The 8,533-nt window shown below is 64.2% G+C and carries 8 protein-coding genes; 2 read left to right on the plus strand and 6 right to left on the minus strand.

Features of this window, described 5'->3' with window-relative positions:
* The coding region (locus tag PHS32_RS23610) for a TorF family putative porin (protein ID WP_301081954.1) at positions 1-418 on the minus strand (418 nt) is incomplete at its 3' end.
* Positions 419-618: 200 nt separating this feature from the next.
* On the opposite strand from PHS32_RS23610, the gene PHS32_RS23615 reads away from it, so the two are divergent.
* Positions 619-2,163 (plus strand): YifB family Mg chelatase-like AAA ATPase, encoded by a 1,545-nt coding sequence (locus PHS32_RS23615; protein WP_301081955.1) that lies wholly within the window; start codon positions 619-621, stop codon positions 2,161-2,163.
* Here the strand turns inward: PHS32_RS23615 and PHS32_RS23620 are convergent.
* Entirely contained in the window at positions 2,137-2,478 is a 342-nt protein-coding gene (locus PHS32_RS23620; protein WP_301081956.1) for a hypothetical protein, read from the minus strand. The genes PHS32_RS23615 and PHS32_RS23620 overlap by 27 nt on opposite strands.
* 314 nt (positions 2,479-2,792) lie before the next feature.
* On the opposite strand from PHS32_RS23620, the gene PHS32_RS23625 reads away from it, so the two are divergent.
* Positions 2,793-4,016, plus strand: a complete 1,224-nt coding sequence (locus PHS32_RS23625; protein ID WP_301081958.1) for an MFS transporter — start codon at positions 2,793-2,795, stop codon at positions 4,014-4,016.
* Between the two features lie 266 nt (positions 4,017-4,282).
* Here the strand turns inward: PHS32_RS23625 and cysC are convergent, their stop codons facing one another.
* The 4 genes from cysC to PHS32_RS23645 all read right to left on the minus strand — a co-directional run.
* Positions 4,283-4,939, minus strand: a complete 657-nt coding sequence (gene cysC / locus PHS32_RS23630; protein ID WP_301081961.1) for an adenylyl-sulfate kinase — start codon at positions 4,937-4,939, stop codon at positions 4,283-4,285.
* A 4-nt stretch (positions 4,940-4,943) separates the two neighbouring features.
* Positions 4,944-5,771 (minus strand): sulfotransferase, encoded by an 828-nt coding sequence (locus tag PHS32_RS23635; protein WP_301081964.1) that lies wholly within the window; start codon positions 5,769-5,771, stop codon positions 4,944-4,946.
* Positions 5,772-5,785: 14 nt separating this feature from the next.
* A complete protein-coding gene (locus PHS32_RS23640) occupies positions 5,786-7,498 on the minus strand; it encodes a ShlB/FhaC/HecB family hemolysin secretion/activation protein (protein WP_301081966.1) in 1,713 nt (570 codons plus the stop codon).
* A 104-nt stretch (positions 7,499-7,602) separates the two neighbouring features.
* Positions 7,603-8,533 (minus strand): YDG domain-containing protein (locus PHS32_RS23645; RefSeq protein WP_301081967.1); only part of this gene is annotated, 931 nt, incomplete at its 5' end.

Genomic DNA, 8,533 nt, shown 5'->3' on the forward strand with positions numbered 1-8,533 from the left:
CGTAGGTCAGGGCACCGTAGAACTCGGTGGTGTAGATGTCGGTGGTGGCCGTGTCGCCGGGGTACTGGTAGGTGATGAGGCCCAGGTCATAAGTGAAATCCTTGCTGATTTCGCCCTTGTAGCCGCCGTACAGATCAAGCTCCACAGAGCCGTCGGTGGCGCCGGCGTAATCCTTGATCCAGCTGATGTTGGAGGCCCAGGCGCCCAGATAAAGGCCGCTCTTGTGGGCGAAGTCGACGCCGCCTTGCAGGGCCGGATTGGTCGAGGTCTGGGCGATCGCGCGGAAGCGGTAGTCGCTGGTCACGCCGACGTTGTATGACAGCGTGTAGTCGGGTTCGGGCGCTTTGGTTTGGGCCATCGCGGCGGTGCCGACCAGCAGTGTGCTCAGGACCATGGCGCTTGTAGTTTTCAGCTTCATACAGTTCTCCGGAAGAGTTGAGGGATGAAGGGCTGTATGCACGGTCCGTGCCAACTGCCGCAGGCTGGTCGCGTACCTCTGTAAACTGGTTCATTGAAGGTGCGTTAAGATATCTGTATAAAAAAACAGGTGGCACTTCCTTGGTGCGCACAACGGGGCGTTTGACAAATGTCGGCGCACCTTTTTGGAGAGGAATCCCTATGAGTCTGTCTTTGGTGCAAAGCCGTGCACTGCTGGGCCTGGAGGCGGCAGCGGTCACGGTGGAGGTGCATCTGGCCAACGGTCTGCCCAGCTTCACCCTGGTGGGCCTGGCCGACGTGGAGGTCAAGGAGGCCAGGGAGCGGGTGCGCTCGGCGATTCAGAACTCGGCGCTGGAGTTCCCGCACAACAAGCGCATCACCGTCAACCTGGCGCCGGCCGACCTGCCCAAGGATTCGGGGCGTTTTGACCTGCCCATAGCCCTGGGCATCCTGGCCGCCAGCGGTCAGATCGACGCGGCCAAACTGGCGGGCCATGAGTTCGCCGGGGAGCTGTCTTTGTCGGGCGAATTGCGGCCGGTGCGCGGCGCGCTGGCCATGAGTCTGGCGCTGCATGCCGGGCGGGTTGTGACCCGACTGGTGTTGCCACCCGGCAGCGCCGAGGAAGCCGCCCTGGTGCCCGATGCCCAGGTTTACCGTGCCAACCATCTGCTGGACGTGGTGCGGCAATTCTTGCCGCAGCCAGACACTGCCCCGGCGCCCGAGCCGACAGCCGGCTGGGCACGGGTGGAGGCAACACCGCAGGTGATGGCCCGGCCGTACCCGGACCTGGCCGACGTCAAAGGCCAGCTGGGTGCCAAACGGGCGCTGGAGATTGCCGCGGCCGGCGGCCACAGCCTGTTGCTGGTAGGGCCTCCGGGGGCCGGCAAGTCGATGCTGGCACAGCGTTTTGCCGGCCTGTTGCCGGCCATGAGCACCGAGGAGGCGCTGCAGAGCGCCGCCGTGGCCAGCCTGGGTGGCCGCTTTTCGCTCGCCAACTGGGCCCAGCGCCCGACCTGCAGTCCGCACCATACGGCCAGCGCCGTGGCGCTGGTGGGCGGAGGCTCGCCACCGCGGCCGGGCGAAATTTCGCTGGCGCACCATGGCGTGCTGTTTCTCGATGAGTTGCCCGAGTTTCCGCGCGCCGCGCTGGAGGCTTTGCGCGAGCCGCTGGAGAGCGGCAGCATCACCATCTCAAGGGCGGCGCGACGCAGCGAGTTTCCGGCCCGCTTTCAACTGATAGGGGCCATGAACCCCTGCCCCTGCGGTTACCTTGGCTCGCCGCAGAAAGCTTGTCGCTGCACGCCCGACCAGGTGGCGCGCTACCAGAGCAAGCTGAGCGGCCCGCTGCTCGATCGCATCGACCTGCACGTGGAGGTGCCGGCGCTGGCGGCGGCCGATCTGCTGCAAGCCCGCCCCGGTGAAGCCAGCGCCAGCGTTGGCGCGCGCTGCCTGGCGGCGCGCGAACGTGCCATGGCGCGCCAGGGCAAGCTCAACCAGGCGCTGCAAGGTCAGGAAATGGACGCCTGTCTGTTGCTCGACGAGGCGGCGGCCAAGTTTCTCAACATCGCCGCGGCGCGGCTGGGCTGGTCGGCACGCAGCACGCACCGGGCGTTGCGGGTGGCCCGCACCATTGCCGATCTGGCGGCGGCGCCCAACATCCAGGTGACGCATGTGGCCGAAGCCATGCAATACCGACGCTCAGTGATGCAGGCGGGTCGGACGTGACTTCTGGGCAGACGGCAACAAGCCGATGAAGAGGGTCGAAATGGTCGCCAGGCGGGCGCTGGCAACCGACTCGCCCAGGGCTTCGGCCAGCAGCGTCATGACATCACCGCGCAGGTACCAGAGCGACTGGACGTCGGGTGCGTACAGTATGCGAGCGCTCACCTTGGTCAGTTGATGGCTGGCCGCCACACCGTCCAGACTGTCCAGCATGGCCTGCCGAATGTCTCCGATGCGGGCCTTGGCGCTCGGCTTCGATGTCGATTCACCCAACAAGCCCATCAGACTGGTCGTAAATTTTGAAAAAACGCCGCTCATGTGTTTCCCGAAACCTTGCCGAACAAACCAGCGCCATGCACTGCGAGCCCGCTCTGTCCTCGATTTAGTAAAGAACCGCGCTGCAACAGCTTAGCGCTAAACCCCGGCACTGCCAAGAGGCCAACCTTGGCCAACCTTGGCGCCGGAGCAACGAAAAGAGACCCGATTGGACCATCAAGTCGCGCCGGCCGCTGGCGCAATTTTGTGATGACTTGTAACAGTCTGCCGAGCGGGCTCTGAATTGCTACCAAATTTGACGCCGGCGGCGGCCGGCCGGAGCGCCTTCGGGCACACCGGTTTGCCATAATCCAGCGATGCAAGATCCGGTTCCGCACGACCGTCACCTGGTGGGCTGGCTGTCGCTCGCGCAGTTGATCAGTTGGGGCAGCGTTTTTTACACTTTTGCCCTGGTCATGGCGCCGATAGAGCGCGATCTGGGCTTGAGCCGGGCGCAGTCGTCGCTGGCCTTCAGCCTGGCCCTGCTGGTCGAGGGCGTGCTGGCCTATCCGGTGGGGCGCTGGATCGACCGGGGCCACGAACGGCTGGTCATGACCGGTGGCTCGGTGCTGGCCGGCGCCTGTCTGGCGCTGCACGGCCTCGTGACCGGCGTGGTCGGCTTCTATGCGGTTTGGGCCGGGCTGGGTGCCGCCATGGCGGCTATTTTGTATTCGCCGGTCTTTGCCGTGGTGACGCGCCGCTTTCCCAACGATTTTCGGCGCGCCATCATCACCCTGACTTTTCTCGGCGGGCTGGCCAGCACGGTGTTCATTCCGCTGACGGCCTGGCTGATCGCGCACTGGGGTTGGCGCCAGGCCATGGTCAGCCTGGCGCTGCTGCACTGGCTGGTGTGCGCGCCCCTGCACCTGCTGACCTTGCGTGGCGCTCCGGGCCGCCTGCTGCCGGGCGCCAGCGACGACAAGCCGGTCGCAACAAGCCTGGCGCGCCATATCCGCAGCGCCCCGTTCCTGTTGATCGGGGTCTTCGTCACCCTGATGATGGCGGTGGTGGTGGCGCTGCCGGCGCACATGGTGACGCTGTTGCGGGAAAACGGCTTGAGCGAGGTCTGGGTGATTGCGATCCCGGCCAGCATCGGTGCGGTGCAGGTGCTGGGTCGTTTGCTGCTGTTTTTCTTCGAGCATCATTTCGATGTGCACGTCGCCAATCGCTTGATTCCCTGCCTGATCCCGCTGGGGCTGATCGCCTTGCTGGTGGCACCCCTGTTGCCGGCGACGCAAGTCTGGGTGGTGCTGCTGTTTGTCCTGCTCTACGGCATGGGCAACGGCATGCTCACCATCGTGAAAGGCACGGCGATGGCGCAGTACGTGAACCGCGACCACGTCGCCACCCTCAACGGCGCGCTGGGGCTGCCGCTGGCCCTGGCGCGCGCCGGTGCACCGCTGCTGCTGGGCTTGCTGTGGACACCGCAGGTCGGCTACCGCAACGGCGTCTGGCTGCTGCTGGCCCTGAGCCTGCTGGGTGTCGCTGCCCTGATGCTGGCGCAGCGATTTTCCCTCTCAAACCGCGTCTTGACGGCGTAACGGCCATAGCGCCCAGCGGCGCTTGGGCCTGGCTCGGTTGGCGAACCGAGTGCAGCTACAAATTCGGTGCCAACAAGCGCTGTAGCGCCGGCTCGCTCAGCTGCCGTCGGGCGCCGCGCCCTTGGGGGCGACGAAATCGGCCAGGCAGCGGCTCGGGCGCATCACACCGTCAAAAAACCGATTGCGATTGCGCTGCTGTCGCTGGAATGCGAAAGCTTTGTGAATCTTCTGTTTAATGGCTCATGCATGTCCGCAAGCTCACCGGATCAGCCGTGGAAATTTTCCGGTGCGCGTGCTCGTTGCTCCGGTTCAGGTCTGACCAGTGTGAGAAAGTCGATGATCTGCGCCACCGATTCGTCAATCGTTTGCGCGGCAGTGTCGAGCGCCAAGGTAGGAAGCAGCGGTTCTTCATAAGGCGAAGAGACACCCGTGAAGTCCGCGATCACGCCACACTTGGCCTTGGCGTAATGGCCCTTGATATCACGCGAGGCGCAAACAACGGGCGGGCACTGGCACCACACCTCCATGAAGTCATCCGCACCAATGCATTGGCGTGCCTGCTCGCGTGCACTGCGCATGGGCGACACCAGTGCCACCAGGACGACAAAGCCTTGCGCCAGGAAAAGCTTGGCCACTTCGCTGGCGCGGCGCACGTTCTCATGGCGGTCTTCCATCGAAAAGCCCAGATCGGCACACAAGCCGTGGCGCAGGTTGTCGCCATCGAGCAGCACGGTCTGGTAGCCTTGGGCGTGCAGTTGCGCCTGCGTGGCCGAGGCGATGCTGGACTTGCCCGAGCCCGGCAGCCCGGTGAGCCAGACCACCAGGCCGCGGTGCCCGCTTGTCCGTTCGCGCTGCTCCCGGCTGATCAAGCTGGTCAGCCACACCACATTGCGCTCATTGTGATTGGGCGTGTCCGGTTTCATTTCTTCAAATGCGGGCAGGCAATTTCGGATAGTAGAGCTGGTAGTACCAGGCATAGGCCGTCTCGATCAAGGCCTGGATGCGCGGTGGGATCTCATGGTGCTTGGGCGCGGTGATCTGGCTGGCCTGCTTGTGCGTGTACTTCATGTGGTAGTGGCTGTCGCTCTCTTGCTGGCCCACTTGCAACTGCGCCGGGTTGATGGTCAGTGGCGACACCCCGAGCCAGTCGTACAGGTGCGACATGCAGGCCACCGGCTGCGTCATCAGGTCTTCAAAGCGCACAAAGTACAGGTGCTCCTGCACGTGTTTAGGCAAGTCCGGCACCGAGTGCAGTGACATCAGCGGCGCCCCAATCGCCTTGTCCTTGGCAAACAGCGCATCGGCCCGACCAAAGCGGTCGTAGTCGGCCAGATGGTCAATGAAGTCGATCAGGATGGTGCGCTGGTGCTGCGCTTCAATGGAGCCGTAAATCTGCCCCAGGTCGCGCAGGCACACCACCAGCTTGGCCTCGGGCTCGATGTGCAGCAGCATCTCGATGGCATGCAGCCAGGCGCGGTTCTTGTCCACCACCAGCGGCTTGCTCGCGTCGTGGTGCCAACCGCGCAAATAGCCTTGCATGGCCGCGCTCAGGTGGCCATAGCTGGTCTCAAACGAGGTGTCGAGCTGCGACAAAAAGAACTGGTCATCGCTCACCATCCGCCGAATCCCCAGCAAGGTGTTGCACAGCGGCGAGCTGTGCCCCTCGCAGTGAATCTCGGGGTGCTGCGCCAGCAATTGGCACAGCAAGGTCGAGCCTGCTCTTGGCAGCCCGGTGACACCGACAAACTTGGCCATGGGGGGTCTATTCCTTAAAGGCCCAAGCTTAACTGCGCCCACAAACGCGGATTGCGGTCCACGCTGGCGAGCTCCGAGGTCGGCGAGCCGCCTCGGGTGCGCCAGGCCAGGGCGGTCTTGAACCGCAGGCGCCCGATCTGGCCATTGAGACCGAAGCCCGCGCCCGCAATGCTGCGGCTGTTGCTTGCTGTGGTGTAGGCGCTGTGGTTGATGTCCACCGAGCCCGCATCAAAAAACAGCACGCCTTGCATCTGCTCTGCCACGCTGTGGCGCCACTCCAGGTTGGTGATCCAGCCCTGGTCGCCGCTGCCTTCGCCTTGCGGGTAGGCGCGCACACCATTGGCACCACCCAGCGCAAATTTCTCCGACGATGCCAGATTCTTGTTGGCAAGCTGGCCCAGCAGCGACAGCGACAAGCTGTCTTTGGCACCCAAGCTCTGCAGCCGGTTCAGGCTGTAGCTGAACTTGCCAAAGGCGCCCTGGCTTTGGGCCGAGCTGGGCGCGGCGTCCAGCGCCTGGCTGACCGCATCCATGCTCAAGCGGCCACTGGCGAGCGACACTTCCACGCTGGTCATGCCACCCGCGCCCAATGCATCCTGGCGGCTGCCCGCCAGGCCGATCGTGCTCAAGCGCACTTGCTTGTCGGTGGTCGACGCCGGCACATCGGTCTGGTCCACCAGTTTTTTATCTTCCCAGCTCAGCGTGCCCGACAGATTGCTTTGCTGGCTGCGAATGAACGGGTAGCTGGCGTACACGCTGCCACTGCTGGCTGTGCCGTGGGCTTGCAAGGAGGCAAAGTCCTGGCCCAGTTTGTAGCGTGTATCGCCTACGGCGGCACCCATCTTCAGGCCGCTGGCGCCCACCGGCACCTGATACGCCAGTCGCGCGTAGCTCATGCCCGAACCGCTGCTGATGAGCCGGGCGCTGAACAAGTCACCAATGCCCAGCGGGCTGTTCAAGGACAGGGCTGCGCCCGCGCGGTATTCGCCGGTGTAGCGGTTGCCGTAGTTGTCGAGTTCCACATTGGCCGCATAGGCCTGGGCCGGGTCCAGTTCGACCAGCAAATCGCTGCTGCCCACGCTGGCGCCGGGCTGCAGGGATGCGCGTGCCGCCCCCACGCCGGGGGTGTCGCCCAGCAGCAAGAGGGCGCGGTCCACGTGCCGGGCCTGGATCACTTCGCCAGTCTTCACATCACTCAGATAGCTTTGCACGCGGGCATCGGACAGGCGCGATGGGTTGCTGAGCTTTTGCTGATCCAGCACGCCTTCGAGCACTTTGATGACCAGCGCACCGCTTTGGATGTCTTGCGCGGGCAGGTAGGCGCGAGCTACCAGGTAGCCGCGCTCGCGGTAATAGGCACTGATGCGGGCCACTCCGGCATCGAGCTCGGCCAGGCTGTGCTCGGTACCCAGCAAGTCGGCCACCAGGGCTTCGAGTTCAGCAGCGCTGAACACCGTGCTGCCTTGCACGCGAATCGATTGCACGGCAAGGCGTGCTGCGCCGTTGGCCTTGCCCACTGCGCTGTCGCCGGGCACGCGCAAGGGCTTGGCCGAAGGTGTGGCAGTGAAGGCGGGTTGCTGCTGCAGCTCGCGGCTGATTTGGCCGGCGTCGGGTGCGGCCGGGGCGGCTGATACGGCCGTTGCGGCGCCCGCGGCCAGCAGGGTCAGCGTGACGGCGCGGAAGATGGATGAGCGTGGGAAGTGGGCGAAGTGGTGTGTGTTTTGCATGGAATATCTTTTAATTGAGATTGAAAGCAAGTTGGGAGAAGAGCACGGCTTTGTGCTGCGCTCCGTCCTTCAAGGCTTCAACAAATCGGTAGGTCTAGGCAAGGTCACTGGGCCAGGCTTAAGAGCAGTGCGTCGGCCGGCAATTTGCTGCCACCGCTGATCACTGTGATGGGGCCAAAGTGCATCTCACCGGTATCTGTGATGCCAGCCACAGGGGCCGCAGGAGGCGTGGTTCGAGCAACCGAGGTCGCCATTGGGGACGCAATGGGGTTCGTGCCAGTCTGTGCTGCGGCCGGTTTTGAAACGGTGATCTCCGAGGTGAAGACGGCTCCCGCGTAAGCGGGCAGAAGTTGTGTGCCATTGGACAAGGCAGCCACCGACTGTGTTGGTGAACCGGCCGTGATGTCAGCCGTGGTGCTAACCTGCCCCGTGATGCTGTAGTTGCTCACGTCGACGCCACTGTAGAGGCTGGTGAGAACCACCGTCTTGCCTGGGGCCACGCTGGCGTCGCTGAACGCGCCGGTGGCGCGCACTGCCACGGCGTCACCGCCGACCAGGCCGCTGTAGCTGGCACCCGTGGTGCTCACCGTGGCGGCTGTGCTGCCGTCATACACCTTGTTGCTGGCGCTGATACCGCTCACTGTCAATGCCTTGGGTGTGATGTTGGCGCTGGTCGCCGCCGTGGTGTTGAAGTTGTAGTTACCCGCATCGGTGCCTGCGACGCTGATGCCGCTCACGCTCACGGCCTTGGCTGTGCCCACGTTCTTGTCGGCGAAGCTGGCGCTGGTGTCGCTCAAGCTCAATACATCGCCCGCGACGCGGTTGTCGCTCAAGGCTACGGTTGCGACATTGCCGCCGTCATAGACCTTGTTCACGCCGGTGGCGCTCACGGTCAATGCCTTGGGTGAGATGATGGCGGAGGTGCTGGCCTGGTCGGTGATGCTGTAGTTGCCTGCATCGGCGCCGCTGTAGCTGCTGGTGAGAGCCACGGCTTTGCTGGTGCCGACGTTCTTGTCGACAAAGCTGCCGGTGGCG

The organism is Rhodoferax sp. (genome assembly GCF_028714215.1).
Classification (GTDB): Bacteria; Pseudomonadota; Gammaproteobacteria; order Burkholderiales; family Burkholderiaceae_C; genus Rhodoferax.

Excerpts from the sequence above, each read along its gene's own strand:
- PHS32_RS23615 (WP_301081955.1), top strand. The coding sequence starts at position 619 with ATGAGTCTGTCTTTGGTGCAAAGCCGTGCACTGCTGGGCCTGGAGGCG.
- PHS32_RS23620 (WP_301081956.1), bottom strand. The coding sequence starts at position 2,478 with ATGAGCGGCGTTTTTTCAAAATTTACGACCAGTCTGATGGGCTTGTTG.
- PHS32_RS23625 (WP_301081958.1), top strand. The coding sequence starts at position 2,793 with ATGCAAGATCCGGTTCCGCACGACCGTCACCTGGTGGGCTGGCTGTCG.
- cysC (WP_301081961.1), bottom strand. The coding sequence starts at position 4,939 with ATGAAACCGGACACGCCCAATCACAATGAGCGCAATGTGGTGTGGCTG.
- PHS32_RS23635 (WP_301081964.1), bottom strand. The coding sequence starts at position 5,771 with ATGGCCAAGTTTGTCGGTGTCACCGGGCTGCCAAGAGCAGGCTCGACC.
- PHS32_RS23640 (WP_301081966.1), bottom strand. The coding sequence starts at position 7,498 with ATGCAAAACACACACCACTTCGCCCACTTCCCACGCTCATCCATCTTC.